An 18,212-nucleotide genomic window follows, 5' to 3' on the forward strand; every position below is an offset into this window, starting at 1 on the left:
TTTATTTCCCGCAGATTCCTTTAAATGGGCAATATATACATGCTTTCTCTATAGGAGTTTGACTAAATGGTACTTTAGGATCAAACATTTCATCCAGGCAATCATACAATCCTTTCTCAAAAGTTCCGATATATTCAATAAAATCATTCACCGGAAGTTTTTCACGTCCCGAACGGGAATAGACAGAAGGGTCAAACGCCGGAGTAAAAAGCGTACGCATATAATAAATGCCCGGCTTAACCAACATACCTTTTCTATCTTTGGCATGGCTATACATCCAAGCATACATAAACACCTGCATGATTGCTTTAGGACGTTCCTTTTCCGTTTTATCAAAAAGACTCTCCATACTGCCGAAAGCTGAAAGCCCTGAACCTGTTTTGTAATCGATAATACGAACCGTATCACCCACCTGATCGATCCGGTCAATAAATCCCTTTAAGCGAATTTCTTTCTTGCATTTCGGAAGCATAATCTGGTGATTAATCTTTTTCTCTGATTCCAAATACAAGAAAGGCGTTAGCTTACCGTCCTGTTCCAATATCTTTTCCGCATATTTACGAATCATTTCTCCGATCAGAAAGTTTTGTCCCGTAAGCGGACGAATTACATCGGTCTTAAAGAATTCTTCAGCAAAGGCACGGGCAATAACACCAGTCAACATTACAGTGTCTTTCCGTATCAACTTTAATAAATCGGCTGTCACCATTTTACCACAGAACGGCTGGTATAACTCTTCCATCACTTTATGCAGAATACGGCCGAACATACTGCTTTCAATAGTTTCATTCACTTCCTCTTCTTCTTCCACGCCTTCAATCACTGAAAAATAAAATTTAAGAGGACAATCTAAATATGTATTAATAGTACTGGCAGAAATAGCCTTATTACCTCCAAAACAGAACTCATCCAATTGCTTCATCACTTCCTCATTTTTCTTTACTTCCAGAGGCGGAGTTTTAGAAGAGGATACGTTATACACTACAATTTTTTGAGCCAACGGCATCTCATAATGATAGCGCAACTGATGGACAAAACGGCTTACCTCTCCAGTCTGCAAACCATTACTTCGTGTATCATACAAAAGACTCACGTGGCTGGCTCTATAAATAAGACGATAAAAATGGTAAGCCCAAACACTATCTTGGTGTTCATAAGTAGGCAATCCAAAACCACGTCTGAGATTATAAGGAATAAACGAATTAGCCGCCTTACGGAGTGGAAAAACACCTTCATTCATCGAAAGGATAATCAGACGGTCAAAATCCAAAGCACGTGTTTCCAGCACCCCCATAATCTGCAGGCCCGAAAGCGGTTCACCCTGAAAAGGAATAGTTATCATATCCGTCATCCGCTTCAAAAGACGGAAATAAGTATCAATTTTCATATTTATGCCAGCTTCCAACATAACTTCTTTCATGCGGTTGACTGTGGTAAAATAATGAAACAGGAACTCTTGTTCTATATCGGCAGACCGTTGGCAACTAATTTCGTTTTCACCATCTTCATTTTCCTCCTTCGGATTAATCATCTTATTAAGTTCCTGAAGTACCCGGATTAAGTAATCTGAAAACTCATATACACCAGTAACCGGAATAAATAAGATATTTAATAAATGTGTTTTATTCAGTTCCTCTTGATAAATATATATCTTATTATTTTCAGTAATATCTTTTACCAAAACAGTTATTATATCCGGATTTATTGTGGTTACATAACGATGGTTCAAAACAGGCAGTACATCCCTAAAATAAAACGCAGGTCGTCCGTCTACATACCGTACGTTCTTTTGTAAAGCCAGAATATATTCCATTAGAGAAGCCACTGGAGTTCCTGCCAACGGATAACCCATTGTTACATTAATACGGCGTATTTGTTCAGGAATAGCATTCAATACCGGAATCAACAAATTTTCGTCCGGTAAAATTATCGCGGTTCGCAACGCTTTTTCCGCACTCAACTCTTGTTGCTTGCATAAATCCTCCAATAATGAATAAACATGTTTGGCCTGGCCTATACCGGAAGGTATTCCTATCACTTCTATAGTTTTTGACCCCGTAGTATTACCGTCTGTCCACTTATTTACATCAACTGCCAATTGAGAAGGAAAGTTTTTCAGATTCCGCTCAACAAAATAGGAAGCCTTATTATCAGGATCTGTTACTTTATCGGAAGCATAATCCCAATAAAAATCGGCAATACCCATTTTTTGCAACTGCAACAAAAAATGCTCTTCAGCTACCGACAATGCATTCAGACCGATAAAAACGACTTTATCATAAGGTAAGTCATAGGCTTGTCCTTTTTCCAACTGTTCCACAACTTCACGGAATATCATGCCTTCATAGCCTTTTCCTTCAGCATCCAATGTTTTCCGTAATTCTGCATATAGCCCATAAAGGATTTGCCAAACGGCCAGAAAACTCTGTTGATTGGGAGTATCACTTTTGGGATAAAATGAAGACCAGAAAGTTTGTATAGCAGCAATCTGCTCTTCACTTAAAAAAGAAAAACCATCTTCTATTTCTTTCAGATCGGTCAGGTTAGTAAAAAGCATGCGGGCATCAGCCATATATTTATCTATATCATCAAAATCGTTCAGTAACATTTCGCCCCAATAAAAAAATTCATCGAACGTTTCAGTAGAGCCACTCTGCTTAATATATATATCATATAAAGTAAAAAGCATATCAATACGATCGGCAGACTGCTTACCGCTTAACTGAACAAATAAATCATTGATTGTAAGAATAGTTGGTGAGAACAACGGCTTTTCAGCCACTTCAGAAAGATACTTCTGAAAAAAGAGTCCTGCACGACGATTTGGAAATACAAATGCTAAACGGCTCACATCCGCCCCACATTCTTGATAGAAAAGTTCCGCTATCTGATATAAGAATGGTTTCATACTTTTACTGGGTTCAAAAAAATTCCTTCCGAATGAAAATATAAATTCTCTCGAAAGGAACTGGTATTTCTTCCGAAAAGGATATTTTTATCGGCTATACAAACGTACGCAAATATTTCCTATTTCAGAAAGCTCATATAAAAGAAAAGGTCATCCTCACGGACAACCAATCTCATTGTTAACCTTAAATCTAATACCATGAAAAACACAGTGTAAAGATATGAATTTTATGCTGTGCAACACTAATATTTATTTGGATTTCTCGTCAATTTAACCTGATTTAACTACACTGTGTTATAAAACATGTTTTCAATCATAAAAAAACAGCTTGCAGAAATCTGCAAGCTGTCCTCCATACCATATTATCAAATAAACATTAATCAAATAAATTTCTGAACCGGCTGAATATTTTTTCTTTCATGGATTTATTCGGTTGGAAATTAGGAGAATTCTCCAATCCCGTCAACATATCTTTTTCGGAAGACGACAAAGATTCCGGAATATACACACTCACATTCACCAACAAATCACCTGTGCCATAGCTATTAACAGAAGGCAATCCTTTATTACGCAGACGAAGCACTTTACCTGGTTGCGTACCCGGTTCAATCTTAACTTTCGCTTTACCGTCAATCGTAGGCACTTCAACCGTTCCTCCCAAAGCAGCCTGAGGAACACTTAACAACAGATTGTATAGCAAATCATTTTCGTCACGAATCAGTTCAGGATGCTCTTCCTCTTCTATAAGAATCAACAAATCGCCATTAATACCCCCATGACGTGCCGCATTTCCTTTTCCATTCATGGAAAGCTGCATACCTTCAGCAACACCTGCCGGAATGTTTATAGTAATGACCTCTTCATCACGTACAATACCTTCACCATTACACTCAGGGCATTTCTTAGTAATTACCTTACCTTCTCCACCACATGTAGGACATGTAGATTGTGTTTGCATTTGTCCCAAAATTGTATTGGCTATACGCGTTACAACCCCACTACCCTTACATGTTGAACATGTAGTTGAGCCATCGTCACCGTCTGCTCCATTGCCATGACATTTATTACAAGAAACGTATTTCTTGACCTTAATTTTTTTCTCAACGCCGTTGGCTATTTCCTTCAAATTCAACTTCACTTTTACACGCAAATCCGAGCCACGATTTACGCGTCGTCCGCCGCGTGTGTTTCCTCCAAAGCCACTAAATCCGCCAAAACCGCCAAAATGACCACCAAAGATATCGCCAAACTGAGAGAATATATCTTCCATTGACATACCGCCCCCAAAGCCACCTCCTTGTGAAGCACCTCCTACCCCGGCATGACCAAACTGATCGTAACGTTGACGTTTCTGAGGATCACTCAATACATCATAGGCTTCTGCAGCTTCTTTAAAATTTTCTTCCGCCTGCTTGTCCCCCGGATTCTTATCGGGATGGAACTGTATAGCCTTCTTGCGGTATGCTTTCTTTATTTCTTCTGCCGATGCATTTTTATCAATGCCCAACACTTCATAATAATCTCTTTTAGCCATCTTAGTATTTGTTATTTGCTTCTTTTTGCTTATTCACCTACTACGACCTTTGCATGACGAATCACTTTGTCGTTCAATGTATATCCTGTTTGTACACAATCCAACACTTTACCTTTCATTTCAGTGTCAGGGGCAGGAATAGTAGCGATAGCTTCGAACATTTCCGTATCAAAAGGTTTTCCAACAGCTTCTATTGCTTTTACACCTTGTTGCGACAAATATGACACAAATTTATTATAAATCAGTTCAACACCATCCACAATAGCCTTTATGTCATTCGCCTCTTCTGACTTATGAATATTTTGCAGTGCACGTTCAAAATCATCAATTACAGGAAGAAGCTCTATTATGGCCTTTTCACCTCCATTTTTTATAAGTTCCGATTTTTCACGCAAAGTACGTTTACGATAATTGTCAAACTCAGCCATCAAACGCAAATGCGAGTCATTTAACTCATCATATTTTCTTTTTAGCGCATTCAATTCATCCGACACTTTGGCAGAAGCGTCAGTTTCTTCTGTCGCATTTGTCTGTTCATCCTGCAAATTTGTCGCATCCTCATTTGCCATCTGTTCATTTTTCGGAGAAGTTTCTTTCTTCCCGTTAGGATTCATCTTGCTCATAATTTATTTTATTTTTTTATTACTATCTAATTGTAAGCAATATACACCATTATACACCTACTTTTTCAAAGCATGCAGATAATGCCGTCCATACTGTCTTTCACCAGAATAGCATCAAATATATTGCCAACTATTCTATATAAGAAAAAATCTTTACCTTTGCATATATTTAGGCTTAAAATAAAAACATAAGAATTTTAGATATTATGAAGAGAGCGATTCTGTCAGCATTGTTGTTATTTGCTTTTCTTATAGGTTTTGCACAAAACCGTAACGGAGTAGTTTGTCGTTTAGGTTTCACATACGATATAAGTACAAACAATAACTGGGGAAAAGGAAAGCCGGTTATTAAAAGTGTTATTCCATACACGCCTGCCGAACAAGCCGGTATTAGTCAAAGCGATATTATAGAAGAAATTGACGGAATTCGTGTTATTGACCTTTCGGCAAACGAAATCAGCCAATTACTTAATCCTGCCGAAAAGAACGACGTAGTGTTAACAATCAGTAATCTTTCTACGCCATTCAAGCAAGCTATCGTAAAAAAAGAATGTAAAAAAAGTAATTCTATAACAGAAGATCAATTGGCTTCGGCTTTTGCCATGTATAGTCTGGAAACAACCAGCGACCGTGAATTTACATGTCCTTTCAAAACGATTGTGACTCCAGATTCTGTGAACTTCGCCAGGTTTAAAACTTTTGCATTCGCTCCGATTGATCAGAACAACCATAAATTAGAAACGGCAATCAATGAATCTATCGAAAAAGAATTTACAAAAAAAGGCATGACTCTCGATAATAAGCAACCGGACATACTGATACAAACATTCTATTTCTTTGATAAAAACCCAAATTACAAAGGTGCAAACAAAGTATTAGTAAACAAGGAACCTACTTACCGTTATAATTATTCACTCAACAAAATGGAAAAGTTTCCATTTCTGAATGGTTCTGCAAATGAATCCGAAGCCGAATATTTGCTGCAATTCGGATTCCGCCTGATAGACCAGAAAGACATCCCCGGGCGTGTATTATGGGAATGTGAAGCAAACGAACTACTGGAAAATTCCTATCGATTGGATACATATGCCCAAATTCATGTTCCTTTAATGTGCATGCAATATCCATACATAAAATATACCCACAATGTAAAATTCGGTGTCAATAATAAATCATATAATTATACAGGTATCAGTTATGATATAGATCGCCTGGAATTGATCAGTGATGTAAACCGCAATTCTCCCGCTTATGCAGCCGGACTTCGTCCGAAAGACATAATTGAGAAAATAGGCCGTAACAAAATGGATCATTCTGCAGAAGAATTTTCTTCCGCATATAAAAAATTCATAACGAACACGATGCCATTTCGTGATCCAAAAACTCGGTTTACCGATGCAAACGGTTTCACGCGTTGTATGCTATGGGATACATTCAAATATCCGCAAATAGCAGATGAAATACAGAACCCCAACTATCTGGGAGCATTCTCTTATTTATACAATTTTGCACCTTATATTAATCTGTCAGGGCTCAACACCTGCACGTTTTATATAAAACGAGGTAAAACCAAACTGGAAGTTATTATCCGTCCTACCATCCGAACAGAATCGACGGTAGAGATTAAATAAATGAATTCAAACACGTGATATATCCACAAAATTTTGAACAGAAGACAGGGTTTGATAAAATCCGTCACTTAATTACAGACAAATGCCTTAGCCCGCTCGGTGAAGAGCGGGTTGCCGAAATGGAATTCTCGGCAAATTATAAAACCGTAACCGAACGATTACAACAAACTGAGGAATTTCTCAAAATCATAAACGGTGAAGATGAATTTCCAGCCAATTATTTCTTTGACGTACGCCACTCTTTAAAACGGATACGCCCGGAAGGAACCTGGTTGGACGAAAAAGAACTGTTTGATCTTAAACGATCTTTGCAAACAATCAATGATATTGTCAGTTTTTTCCGCCCCACAAACGACGAAGAGATAAAATATCCGGCACTTACAGAGTTAGCCGGCGATATTTTAGTTTTTCCTCAACTGATAGGAAAAATAGACACAATATTAGATAAGTTCGGAAAAGTAAAAGACAATGCATCCCCCACACTGGCTCAAATACGCAAAGACATCACTTCAACAATGAGTGGTATCTCACGAAGCTTGCAATCCATACTTCGCTCCGCACAATCAGAAGGGGTTGTAGATAAAGATGTAACTCCCACCATGCGGGATGGCCGCCTGATGATTCCTGTAGCTCCAGCTTTTAAGCGAAAAATAAAAGGAATTGTGCATGACGAATCAGCCAGTGGAAAAACAGTCTTTATCGAACCGGAAGTAGTTGTAGAAGCCAATAACCGTATCAGGGAACTGGAAGGAGATGAAAAACGGGAAATCATCCGTATTCTAACGGAATTTACCAATACAGTCCGTCCGATAGCATCAGACATACTACAATCTTACGAATTTCTGGCAGAAATAGACTTCATCCGCGCAAAAGCACTCTTTGCCAACCAGATAAACGCAATCAAGCCTATTTTAGAAGATAAGCAACAACTTGATTGGGCTCAGGCAAAACATCCTTTGCTCTATTTATCACTGCAGAAACAAGGGAAACAAGTCGTTCCTCTGGATATTTACCTGGATGAAATAAAGCGTATTTTAATTATATCCGGACCGAATGCAGGAGGCAAATCAGTCTGCCTGAAAACCGTAGGTTTACTACAGTACATGCTACAATGCGGATTGCTGATTCCGATACATGAAAGTTCGCGAACCGGAATCTTCTCACATATTTTTATTGATATAGGTGATGAACAAAGTATTGAAAATGACTTGAGTACTTACAGTTCCCACCTTACAAACATGAAATATTTCGTAAAGAATTGCAACGAAAAGACAATCATTCTGATTGACGAATTTGGCAGCGGAACGGAACCTCAGATCGGTGGAGCAATTGCAGAATCCCTATTAGACCGTTTCAACCGTAACAAAAGCTTCGGAGTAATTACGACCCACTATCAAAATCTGAAACATTTTGCAAAAGATACGGAAGGTGTTGTAAATGGAGCCATGTTGTATGACCGTCACATGATGCAACCTTTATTTAAACTTTCCATTGGCAATCCGGGAAGCTCGTTCGCTATCGAAATTGCCAGAAAGATAGGGCTACCGGAAGACGTCATAGCCGATGCTTCCGAAAAAGTAGGATCAGACTATATCGACATGGATAAATATTTGCAAGATATTGTCCGTGACAAACGATACTGGGAAAGCAAACGGCAAAATATACGTCAGCGGGAGAAAAAGCTGGAAGAAATAACTGCCCGTTACGAACAAGACCTGGAAGCTGTAAACAAACAGCGGAAAGAAATCATGCGAGAGGCAAAAAACGCTGCCGAACGTATTCTTTCCGAGGCTAATGCAAGAATTGAAAATACAATTCGCGAAATAAAAGAAGCACAAGCCGAAAAGGAACAGACAAAGCTGGCACGAAAAGCTTTGGAAGAATTTAAAACCTCTATACAAACTACCGAAGAGGAGGACGGGAAGATAGCCCGCAAAATGGCTAAACTTCAAGAACGCAATGAACGAAAAAAACAAAAGCAAAAAACGACAAGCCAACCTGCATTTAATAAAGACATAATAGAAGTTGGCGACAACGTTCGTTTAAAAGGGCAAGTATCGGCTGGAACTGTTATGGAATTACAAGGCAAACAAGCAGTTGTGGCCTTCGGTATGATAAAAAGCACTGTAAAGCTAGAACAGCTGGAAAAAGTTAGCAAAGGACAAATCAAGCGTGAAATCCAGAAAAGCACCTTTGTCAGCAACCAGACGTCCGACCATATGCACGAAAAGAAATTGAACTTTAAGCAGGAAATAGATGTTCGAGGTATGAGGGGTGATGAAGCTTTGCAAACAGTAACGTATTTCATTGACGATGCTATTCAGGTTGGCGTCGGCCGTGTCCGTATCCTGCATGGAACAGGAACCGGAATATTACGGCAATTAATACGGGACTATTTGCGTACAGTACCCGGAGTGCACCATTTCCAGGATGAGCATGTGCAATTCGGCGGAGCCGGTATTACCGTAGTAGAACTAGAATAAAAGCAGATAATATATGAGACGGAAAGAGGCAAATTCGCACAAAAGAAGACGCATGTCAAATAGAAATTTATCAGACAAGTATTTCTATGTCGGCGAACACGAAACAGTAACCGGCATCCGTCTCACACAATATAATGAAACGACCATACATACGCGTGAAATCAAAACAACGGATACTTTCAACAAATTAGTTGACACTAACTATATGAATTGGTTTCAGGTTAGCGGATTAACAGATGCAGAAGCCATCACCCGCATTGTACAAGACTTTGGTTTGCATAATCTGGACGCTAAAGATATCCTGACCCCTCAACATGTAGTGAAGATAGAAGAATATGAAAGCCGTTTGCTTATCATTCTGAATTCGTGTTACTACGACGCTAACACAGAAATAAGAACCGAACATATCAGTATCCTGGTAGCCGGAGATACGGTAATAACTTTTACAGAAAGCAGTAATCCAGTATTTGAAGCCACTTATAAAGCTCTCGAGTCCAATATGCTTAGTATTCGCAAAAAAGGTAGCGGATTATTATTGGCATTCCTGTTAAATACAATAATTGCAAACATTGTCGAAAGTGTAACGAAAGTGGAAGAAATGCTGGAAGATATAGAAGAAACTTTGCTGGATATAAAAAACAGCCAGGAAAACATGGGTTCACTTATCCAGCAACGCCGGCATGAATACATGATTATCCGAAAAAACAGCCAACCATTAAAAGAACAGTTTTCCAAATTACTACGCAGTGAAAATGGAATTATCAGCTCTGATATACTTCCGGTTTACAATGATCTGGCAGATCAACTATCATTCATCATACAGTCTTCGGAAAGTTGCAGGGAGATCATTTCATCATTAGTGGATCTTTACATATCCAACAATGATTTGCGCATGAATGCAATTATGAAACGGCTCACCATTGTATCTACCCTATTCATTCCACTTACATTCCTGGTAGGTGTTTGGGGCATGAATTTCAAATTCATGCCTGAGTTGGATTGGAGGTACGGTTATATTATAGCATGGTCTGTTATGGTAATATGCGGAGTCATCACCTGGCTCTACATGAAGAAAAAAGACTGGTATTAATTACAATCCGTAGTTCTTCTTGAATTTATAGAATGTATTCTTAGATACATTATAATACTTACAGATGGAAGTCACCGTTTCGCCACGTTCAAACATGCTGATAATTTCTTCTTTGCTAGCATCTAAAAAAAGCTGCTTAGACTCAGAACCTTTCGGACGGCCCAGTTTTTTCCCCGCATGTTTCAACTCGATAAGTGAGTCCTTTGTACGCATAGATATCAAAGCATGGTCAATAGATTCGGTCAGTTTAAAAGCCTCGACCATCTTTTTACTATCCATGCTCGAATCAAATATATAACGGTCTTCAATACACCAAAGAGAAACTTTTTTCGTCAGACACAAAGACAATATCTCCATCATTTCGAAAACAGAGCGGCTAAGACGCGTAATATCTGATACGATCAATATATCACCTTCGTTCACGCGGTCTAATGTATCTTTAAGATTCTGCCCCATTTGTTTTGCTTTCTCTCCTGTTACATCAGTTATCCATTTATCAACTTGCAAATTATCTTTTGTAGCAACAAATTTGGTTATTATATCACGCTGAATATCCAAATGATTTCTGTCCGTTCCTACACTTAAATACGCTATCACCATAAAAATACCTCTTTAATGAATTAAAGAACAATAATATATTAGATTTTGTTGGTGAAGATACAAAAAGATATGGAGTCATCTGCATTTCTATATTTAAACTTTACAGTCAAATCCAATCAAACGTTATATAAGAACATCATCTATCGGTTTTCGCAAAGAATAAGGCATTTTCTTACCATACCCAATCCGTATCAATATGGCAGGATATTCTTTTTCCAATAATAAAGACCGTGCCATACCAACCGAAAGGGGCTTCACTTCACATGGTTGATTAAGAAATGCATAAGCAATACCCCGGCTCGTCAATTCCAGAAGGAACCGTTCTAATGTGCGACCTAAATTTATCCAGTCAACGACCGAATCATTCCGGGTTGTAAATAAAATAAAATGAGAAGAAGACTGTATTTTTTTCTTATCGCCTTTATTCTGCATAAAAGGATTCAGGAAACTCTTCATGATCAATTCAGACATCCACCTGGGAAAATCGGGCGCTCCAAAAGCCTCATAACTCAACCCATCCCGGGTTTGCAACGTATGCGACCTATTATACCTGATCCAATCGGACAGTTCTTTCTTAAACTCTTTACTCTTCATTTGAATCTCATTTCCTCTCAAAACATAATCGGCTATCACACAAAATTCAGGACTACCATTCAACCACATATATACATTTGCATTATCTACTTTCCCAATCTCCTGCAATGAATAAATAAGGCTTTCTTTTAAAACCGATCCATTGTACACACTTCTGTTTGTCTGCCGTTCTCCTATCTGTTTAAATAAAGCATGCTCCTTTACAGAGTCGGAAAAGGTAAATTGCACCGTAATAACTCCATCTTCCGTAATACTTACATCCAAAGAATATCCTTTCGAAGAAGCTGCCAAAGACAAATTTTCAACAGCACATCCCAAAGAAATGAATAATTCCCTCCTATCCGTATCCACCACTTTCAGCTCCTTATCTGCATTTGGATATAATTCTACTTTGTCTTCATTTTCAAGTAAACGAAACAGCCACGGCTGCGTATTATGCCCCGAAGGTGCTTTCACAGCCTGTTCTATCATAAATAACAAATCATTGCGTTTCATAATTATTCTCCTTTCTTTAATGAGATATTTATCCCAATTTTCCTTACCTGCAAATGTTGAGACCTACAAGGAATACCCACTAAGACAAAGATAACATTTACAAACCAGAATCGCTACAATTGCATTTAACAAAAAAAGAACTCATAGTAATGATTTTTCAAAATCATTACTATGAATCAAAAAAATCATAACTATGAGTTCATCTACCAGAACAAGAATATTTACTACATTTGAAATCTAATACAAACACCGGTTCATCGTACATGAAAAAAGTTGTCATTGCTATCGATTCATTTAAAGGTTGCCTCAGTTCTTTTGAAACCGGAAAGGCTGCTGCAGAAGGAGTGAAACGTGTTTATCCTGCATGTGAAGTTATACAATTGCCTATTGCCGATGGAGGCGAAGGTATATTAAATATCCTAATGTCTGCAGCCCGTGGAAAATACATCCGGTTAACAGCCCACAACCCGTTAATGGAAATAATTGAAACACAATATGGCATATCCGGTGATGGCAAAACGGCATTTATCGAAATGGCGACCATTAGCGGCCTGCCACTTATTCCTTCCGAAAAAAGGAATCCTATGATTACTACAAGCTATGGGACAGGCGAACTGATTAAAGACGCTTTAAACAAAGGATGCCGGCAATTTATTATAGGCATAGGAGGAAGTGCCACGAACGATGCCGGACTTGGCATGCTGCAAGCGTTGGGATTCCGTTTTCTCGATAATGAAAATAATATCCTGGGAGCCGGAGGCAGAATAATGGATAAGGTTGCTATAATCGATATGTCGCATGTACACCCGGATCTGAAAAATTCACACTTTACCATAGCATGCGATGTCCATAATCCATTTTGCGGGCCAAACGGGGCTGCCTGCATTTTTGCCAGCCAAAAAGGGGCCGACCCTACTATGATACAATTGCTGGATAAAGGCATGTATTCTCTTGCAAATGTAATCCTTTCCACTACAGGCAAAGACATAACAATGATACCTGGTACCGGAGCCGCAGGAGGAATGGGCGGAGGCTTTCTGGCCTTTTTAGACGCAACACTCAAGCCCGGCATACAGCTTTTATTGGAAACACTCGATTTCAGTAACCACATTAAAAATGCAGATATCATCATCACCGGCGAAGGTAAAGTAGACAAACAAACCATTATGGGGAAAGTTCCTTCAGGTATTTTAAGCGAAGCACAGAAACAAAACATTCCGGTTGTCGTTATAGCCGGAAGTGTCGAAAATGCAGAAGAAATCAGCAAAGCCGGATTTCAGGGCATATTTTCTATCACCCCTGCTCCTATTACTTTAGAAAAAGCAATGGATGCTAACTATGCAAAAGAGAACATTACAAACTTGGTTAGCCAGCTATGCAGATTCATTTATCCGTTCACTACTTAAATCCGGTAACAACAAAGGCAACAATTCTTCTTCAAAAATTTGCCTGCAGACGTTGTGTCACTGATAATATGTCCGGGGCCGAACTTATCCTGAAAAAATTCTTATATAATACTATATATAGCCTTTCCCCACAACTCACCTAATGATAGAGCCCCCTTTTGGTTAGGATGCAAAAGAAAGATTCCGGCATTGCCTTGCTCTTTTTGTAATTCCTCCTCAGCATGTTTTTTAAAATAATCGAAACCAAGTGTATCTCCCAGATATACACGTCCCGGATTTATTTCACTGTAATAAGAAACCAACCTCCTCAACTCTGGATAATACGCTTGAAGCCGTTCCAGGCCTTCCTGTAAATACATAGCGCCGTTATAGGTATTTGGGCTGTACCATACCGGGCGATTCACAACTACTATGCAAGAAGGATAAAGAACCAGCAACCTATCAATAATTTTTCGCATATTAACCTGATATTGCTCTGGAGAAACAGGACAACCATTTGTACCTTTTACGGCACTATCGTTAGTGCCTAACATAATAGAAAAGATCATCATTGAGCCTTTATCATCTTTAAATTTATCAGCAACTTTCTGCATGCCCGAAAACAATGTTCCCGTTTCCGGCAAATAATCAACCGTCGTACAACCGCTGACACCCATATTTGCAAACTTTACAGACGCAATCCCCGGTTGTTTTTCCAAATACATGGCAGCTTTTACAGGAGGAGCATCATGCTTAGGATCAGACAAACCCGCACCATATGTTATACTGTTGCCGATAAAAACAATATTAAGTACTTTTTTTTCTCCTGTATTTGCGATTATTTGACCGGAAACCAGGCAAAAAAGCAACAATACTAAAATCAAATCCGTTCGTTTCATAATGAAGACAAATGTATTTTATTTAGTCTGAACTTCCAAATACAATAATAATACGGCATATCGCTCAACCGTTGAAATAAAATATTTGTTTCATATAAAAAATTTCCGCGAATTACTTGAAATGCTGCAAAACGACCCGCAAACCGAAACTATAGCAATGATAGACGAAACAGGCGGAAATGCCGAAGAATTGGCTGCTCAGTATATCCGAGATTCTGTTACCAAACCTGTCGTAGCATTTATTGCCGGTCAGTCTGCTCCTCCTGGCAAGCAGATGGGACATGCCGGAGCTATCATTTCAGGAGGATCGGGGTCGGCAACCGAAAAAATTGCAACACTGCAAGTTGCCGGCATCAAAATAGCAAATGAACCATCTGAAATTCCCGCTTTATTAAAAGCCGGGCTTCATCAAAAATCAACCCGCTAAAATTTCAAATCCGTTTGTTGAATCAAACGGATTTGAAATTCATCTATTCTATATGAGCTTTCATTCTGACATCCGGCAGTTTCGTATCAGAAGTTCTATATAATGTAACTGTAGCTTCTTCTCCATCATCAGAAATAGAAAATGTTTCAAAAGTATTGTCTTCCAAATACAGTAACCTTATCTGCAATACATTTTTATTTTTCCAGGCAAAACATCCGGCTATATCAAACGGAGACAAACCCGAAGAATTATGCCGCAAAGAAACAAAATAAGGGCTTTTACGCTCTGTTTTATCATAAATCCATTGACCGTTACCACAAACAAATTCGTGTGAAGCATCGTCTGTCACCAATGTCATAAAACATTTATCATCTGCAACCTTAACAGAAATATGATTGATATGTAGCTCATTTGGCTCTACCGAATAATGACGCACCACTGTTTTATCATCTAGCAGAGTAGTTTTATCAAAAGGCATAGGCAAGCTAAGAGTAGCCATCTTCGACATCAAAGCATTATATGCGTCCTTATCATTCGGGAGTTTTTTATCTTTCACAGCAGGAAGAAAATATTTCCATACCAGATTTAGTTCTTCCTTCATATCCGGAGATTCGGAAGTAATAGCCATTACCATATCCTGATCAGGCATTACTATTATATATTGTCCGGAGGACCCGTCTGCACGAAACGCATTATTACAACATCTCCATATATAATAACCATACCCTTGTGCCCAATCATTTGCTGTACATTTATCGGGGGATAAATCCGGTTGCGGGCTAATATGAGAAGTTGTTGCCTCTTCTATCCAGGATGCAGAAAGGAGTTGCTTTCCCTGCCATTTACCTCTTTGCAAATACAATTGCCCCAGTTTAGCCAAATCGGAAGTTTTCAACCTTAACCCCCATCCTCCGCAATTAATACCAGCAGGACTTTCTTCCCATAAAACAGCATAAATACCTAAAGGCTCGAATAAACGAGGCCTTAAATAGTCACGGACAGGCAGCCCTGTAACTCTTTGTAAAATAGCAGAAACCATATAAGTCGCATATGAACTATATACAAATTTGCTGCCCGGTTTATTTACAAGCGGCGTTGCCAGAAACGCCTTCACCCAGTTTCCGTCTGCAGAAGTAAATACGGGAGCAGGTTCATTACCTGCCGACATGGTAAGAAGATGTCTGATTGTCAATTGTTCGAGGTAGGGAGTGATTGTATCCGGTAAATATTCCGGAAAAAAACACATCACCTTATCATCTAAAGTCATCAGTTTTTCATCGATAGCAAAACCAACAGCGGTTGATACAAACATTTTGCTGACAGAATGTACAATATGTCTTAATTCCGGTTGATAAGGTTTCCACCAGCCTTCAGCAATAACCTTTCCGTGACGGAGCAGCATAAAACTATGCATGCCTAAATTTTTCTTCTCTACAGCATCAATATATTGAAGAATTGCCGAAGAAGATATGCCTTCAGCTTCAGGCGTACTACGTTGCAGACCATCAGCTTTTATGTTTTTTGCCCATACAGAAGGGCATAAAAGCTGTATTCCTAATAGCATAGATATTAAACAGGTTTTCATAATTTATCGAACACTAATCTTACAATTGTCCAAATTCTCTATAATAGCTAAGCTTTCAACATGAATTCCCATATTACGCAATGTTTTTCCTCCATCCTGAAATGCTTTTTCTATAATAAATCCCATACCGGAGATCTTTGCTCCTGCCTGACGAACCAGTTCAACCATTCCTATAGCAGCATTTCCAAAAGCAAGAAAATCATCAATAAAAAGGACGTTATCTGCCGGAGTCAGGAAACTGTTACTAATACAAACACTGTAATCCCGGTCTTTCGTAAACGAATGGACCGTTGTTGAAAGCATATTATCCATTGTTTTTGGTTTTTTCTTTTTCACAAAAACAACAGGCAATTGCATAATATAGCCAACCATAATAGCCGGAGCTATGCCACTAGCTTCTATTGTTACTATTTTATTTATTTCTGTTCCCTTAAAACGACGGATAAACTCTTCAGCAATCTTATACATTAACATCGGATCCATCTGATGATTAATAAAACTATCCACTTTGAGAATTCCGCCTGGATAGCACCTTCCATCTTGTAAAATACGTTGTTTAAGTAAATCCATAAGGCTTCTATTTTATTTTTTCTTCCTTTACTCTAATAAATATATTTGCAAAAATGGCTGTTAATCCTCCGGTTGTTATTCCGGAAGAAAATATACCTTTAATGGTTTCCGGAGCTGTTTTAAGAATATCAGGCATTAACTCCACACCTAACCCCAATGATAAGCTGACAGCTAATACTAAGGTTGCTTTTCTGTTTATTTCTTGAGCCGCAATAATACGAATGCCTGCAGCAGCAACCGTTCCGAACATTAATAATGTAGCACCTCCCAATACAGGATCCGGCATTAATGAAAAAACAGTGCCTACTATAGGGAAAAGTCCCAACAAGATCAATATTCCTGCTATATAATAGCCTACATAACGACTGGCAACACCTGTTAGCTGAATTATTCCATTATTCTGCGCAAAGATGGAATTAGGAAAAGAGTTAAATATGGCTGCAATAAAAGAATTCATACCATCAGCAAACACGCCTCCGGAAATCCGTTTCAAATACTCTTTTCCCTCTATAGGTTTACCGGATATCATAGAATTGGCCGTTATATCACCCGTTGCTTCTATCGCCGTAATCAAATAGACTAAACCTATCGCAATAACAGAAGAAATACTAAATTCAATACCGTACTTAAACGGTACCGGAATATTAAAGCCCATCTGGGATTGTCCAAGAACAGCTGAAGTATCTACCATACCCAAAGCAAAAGCTAATCCATAACCAATACATAATCCAAGAACGATTGAACTCATTCTTAAATATTTATTTTTACAACGATTAAAGAATAGCACACTAAATAATACAATTGCAGCAACACCTATATTGCGAATACTTCCAAAAGTACCATTGTCCATGGCCGCATATCCACCCCCACAAGCTACCACACCGACTTTTACCAAGCTAAGCCCGATTAACAATACAACAATACCCGATACTAAAGGTGTTATTATATTACGCATATATTTAAATGTACGGCTAATTATCATTTCAACCGGAGCTGCAGCCAGGCATGCTCCAAAAATCATAGGTAAACCACCAATCATCCCTGTGGCAATTATAGGGCCAATAAAAGAGAAGCTGGTTCCTTGTATACATAAAAGCCCGGCCCCCACACCTCCAATACGTCTGCATTGTACGAAAGTTGACACACCGGATGCAAAAAGAGCCATAGAAACCAAGAAACCTGTTGTCTCCAAATCCAACTTTAAAGCCCCGCCAATAATAAGAGGCGGGGTTATAATTGCTACAAAAATAGCCAGTAAATGCTGTATAGCAGCAAATAGAGTTTCCTTCAGAGGAGGACGATCATCTATTCCATATATAAGATCAGTCTCTTGTACAGGTTGTATGGCCTCAACGAATTGCTCCTCATTATTCATATTCATTTCCGGG

At 38.7% G+C, this 18,212-nt stretch carries 13 protein-coding genes and 1 pseudogene; 5 read left to right on the top strand and 9 right to left on the bottom strand.

The genetic code is table 11. The features are described 5' to 3' along the window. Nucleotide 1 precedes the first annotated feature (1 nt). The 3 genes from ACYIB7_RS09800 to ACYIB7_RS09810 all read right to left on the bottom strand — a co-directional run bounded on the left by ACYIB7_RS09800 (nt 2) and on the right by ACYIB7_RS09810 (nt 5,065). Nucleotides 2-2,908 (bottom strand): PD-(D/E)XK nuclease family protein, encoded by a 2,907-nt coding sequence (locus tag ACYIB7_RS09800; RefSeq protein WP_103982177.1) that lies wholly within the window; start codon nt 2,906-2,908, stop codon nt 2-4. Between the two features lie 376 nt (nt 2,909-3,284). Continuing rightward, a complete protein-coding gene (gene dnaJ, locus ACYIB7_RS09805; protein ID WP_103982178.1) occupies nt 3,285-4,442 on the bottom strand; it encodes a molecular chaperone DnaJ in 1,158 nt (385 codons plus the stop codon). 29 nt (nt 4,443-4,471) lie between these two features. Continuing rightward, nucleotides 4,472-5,065 carry a nucleotide exchange factor GrpE gene (locus tag ACYIB7_RS09810; protein WP_099465128.1) on the bottom strand — a complete coding sequence of 198 codons (594 nt, stop codon included), beginning with the start codon at nt 5,063-5,065 and terminating at the stop codon, nt 4,472-4,474. 206 nt (nt 5,066-5,271) lie between these two features. On the opposite strand from ACYIB7_RS09810, the gene ACYIB7_RS09815 reads away from it, so the two are divergent. Genes ACYIB7_RS09815 through corA form a run of 3 tightly spaced genes read left to right on the top strand, consistent with a single transcriptional unit; the run spans nt 5,272 to nt 10,269 of the window. Further along, nucleotides 5,272-6,696 carry a DUF4136 domain-containing protein gene (locus ACYIB7_RS09815; RefSeq protein WP_480336921.1) on the top strand — a complete coding sequence of 475 codons (1,425 nt, stop codon included), beginning with the start codon at nt 5,272-5,274 and terminating at the stop codon, nt 6,694-6,696. Nucleotides 6,697-6,710: 14 nt separating this feature from the next. Continuing rightward, complete coding sequence (locus ACYIB7_RS09820; protein ID WP_103982180.1) at nt 6,711-9,179, top strand: endonuclease MutS2; 2,469 nt, start codon at nt 6,711-6,713, stop codon at nt 9,177-9,179. 13 nt (nt 9,180-9,192) lie between these two features. Continuing rightward, nucleotides 9,193-10,269 carry a magnesium/cobalt transporter CorA gene (gene corA / locus ACYIB7_RS09825; RefSeq protein WP_480336923.1) on the top strand — a complete coding sequence of 359 codons (1,077 nt, stop codon included), beginning with the start codon at nt 9,193-9,195 and terminating at the stop codon, nt 10,267-10,269. Here the strand turns inward: corA and ACYIB7_RS09830 are convergent, their stop codons facing one another. Together ACYIB7_RS09830 and ACYIB7_RS09835 are read right to left on the bottom strand one after the other, a co-directional pair. Continuing rightward, entirely contained in the window at nt 10,270-10,869 is a 600-nt protein-coding gene (locus tag ACYIB7_RS09830; protein ID WP_103982182.1) for a recombinase family protein, read from the bottom strand. It lies immediately after the preceding gene. A gap of 123 nt (nt 10,870-10,992) precedes the next feature. Further along, nucleotides 10,993-11,958 carry an Acg family FMN-binding oxidoreductase gene (locus ACYIB7_RS09835; RefSeq protein ID WP_103982183.1) on the bottom strand — a complete coding sequence of 322 codons (966 nt, stop codon included), beginning with the start codon at nt 11,956-11,958 and terminating at the stop codon, nt 10,993-10,995. A gap of 263 nt (nt 11,959-12,221) precedes the next feature. Between ACYIB7_RS09835 and ACYIB7_RS09840 the strand changes: the two genes are divergently transcribed. After that, nucleotides 12,222-13,364, top strand: a complete 1,143-nt coding sequence (locus ACYIB7_RS09840) for a glycerate kinase family protein (RefSeq protein WP_103982184.1) — start codon at nt 12,222-12,224, stop codon at nt 13,362-13,364. A 101-nt stretch (nt 13,365-13,465) separates the two neighbouring features. Here ACYIB7_RS09840 and ACYIB7_RS09845 read toward each other — a convergent pair whose 3' ends face one another. Beyond that, complete coding sequence (locus tag ACYIB7_RS09845; protein WP_103982185.1) at nt 13,466-14,242, bottom strand: SGNH/GDSL hydrolase family protein; 777 nt, start codon at nt 14,240-14,242, stop codon at nt 13,466-13,468. A gap of 103 nt (nt 14,243-14,345) precedes the next feature. On the opposite strand from ACYIB7_RS09845, the pseudogene ACYIB7_RS09850 reads away from it, so the two are divergent. Next, nucleotides 14,346-14,669 (top strand): annotated as a pseudogene (locus ACYIB7_RS09850) (succinate--CoA ligase subunit alpha); the annotation flags it as partial. Between the two features lie 43 nt (nt 14,670-14,712). Here the strand turns inward: ACYIB7_RS09850 and ACYIB7_RS09855 are convergent. Genes ACYIB7_RS09855 through ACYIB7_RS09865 form a run of 3 tightly spaced genes read right to left on the bottom strand, consistent with a single transcriptional unit; the run spans nt 14,713 to nt 18,205 of the window. Then, complete coding sequence (locus tag ACYIB7_RS09855) at nt 14,713-16,254, bottom strand: serine hydrolase domain-containing protein (protein ID WP_480336926.1); 1,542 nt, start codon at nt 16,252-16,254, stop codon at nt 14,713-14,715. A 3-nt stretch (nt 16,255-16,257) separates the two neighbouring features. Continuing rightward, nucleotides 16,258-16,824 (bottom strand): xanthine phosphoribosyltransferase, encoded by a 567-nt coding sequence (gene xpt, locus ACYIB7_RS09860; RefSeq protein WP_103982187.1) that lies wholly within the window; start codon nt 16,822-16,824, stop codon nt 16,258-16,260. A gap of 7 nt (nt 16,825-16,831) precedes the next feature. Then, nucleotides 16,832-18,205 (bottom strand): nucleobase:cation symporter-2 family protein, encoded by a 1,374-nt coding sequence (locus tag ACYIB7_RS09865; protein WP_103982188.1) that lies wholly within the window; start codon nt 18,203-18,205, stop codon nt 16,832-16,834. Between the last annotated feature and the right edge of the window lie 7 nt (nt 18,206-18,212).

Source organism: Parabacteroides sp. KHUB-03 (assembly GCF_056640975.1).

Bases quoted from the DNA above. Each gene is read 5' to 3' on its own strand.
- ACYIB7_RS09800 (WP_103982177.1), bottom strand. From the start codon at position 2,908: ATGAAACCATTCTTATATCAGATAGCGGAACTTTTCTATCAAGAATGT.
- dnaJ (WP_103982178.1), bottom strand. From the start codon at position 4,442: ATGGCTAAAAGAGATTATTATGAAGTGTTGGGCATTGATAAAAATGCA.
- ACYIB7_RS09810 (WP_099465128.1), bottom strand. From the start codon at position 5,065: ATGAGCAAGATGAATCCTAACGGGAAGAAAGAAACTTCTCCGAAAAAT.
- ACYIB7_RS09815 (WP_480336921.1), top strand. From the start codon at position 5,272: ATGAAGAGAGCGATTCTGTCAGCATTGTTGTTATTTGCTTTTCTTATA.
- corA (WP_480336923.1), top strand. From the start codon at position 9,193: ATGAGACGGAAAGAGGCAAATTCGCACAAAAGAAGACGCATGTCAAAT.
- ACYIB7_RS09830 (WP_103982182.1), bottom strand. From the start codon at position 10,869: ATGGTGATAGCGTATTTAAGTGTAGGAACGGACAGAAATCATTTGGAT.
- ACYIB7_RS09835 (WP_103982183.1), bottom strand. From the start codon at position 11,958: ATGAAACGCAATGATTTGTTATTTATGATAGAACAGGCTGTGAAAGCA.
- ACYIB7_RS09840 (WP_103982184.1), top strand. From the start codon at position 12,222: ATGAAAAAAGTTGTCATTGCTATCGATTCATTTAAAGGTTGCCTCAGT.
- ACYIB7_RS09845 (WP_103982185.1), bottom strand. From the start codon at position 14,242: ATGAAACGAACGGATTTGATTTTAGTATTGTTGCTTTTTTGCCTGGTT.
- ACYIB7_RS09855 (WP_480336926.1), bottom strand. From the start codon at position 16,254: ATGAAAACCTGTTTAATATCTATGCTATTAGGAATACAGCTTTTATGC.
- xpt (WP_103982187.1), bottom strand. From the start codon at position 16,824: ATGGATTTACTTAAACAACGTATTTTACAAGATGGAAGGTGCTATCCA.
- ACYIB7_RS09865 (WP_103982188.1), bottom strand. From the start codon at position 18,205: ATGAATATGAATAATGAGGAGCAATTCGTTGAGGCCATACAACCTGTA.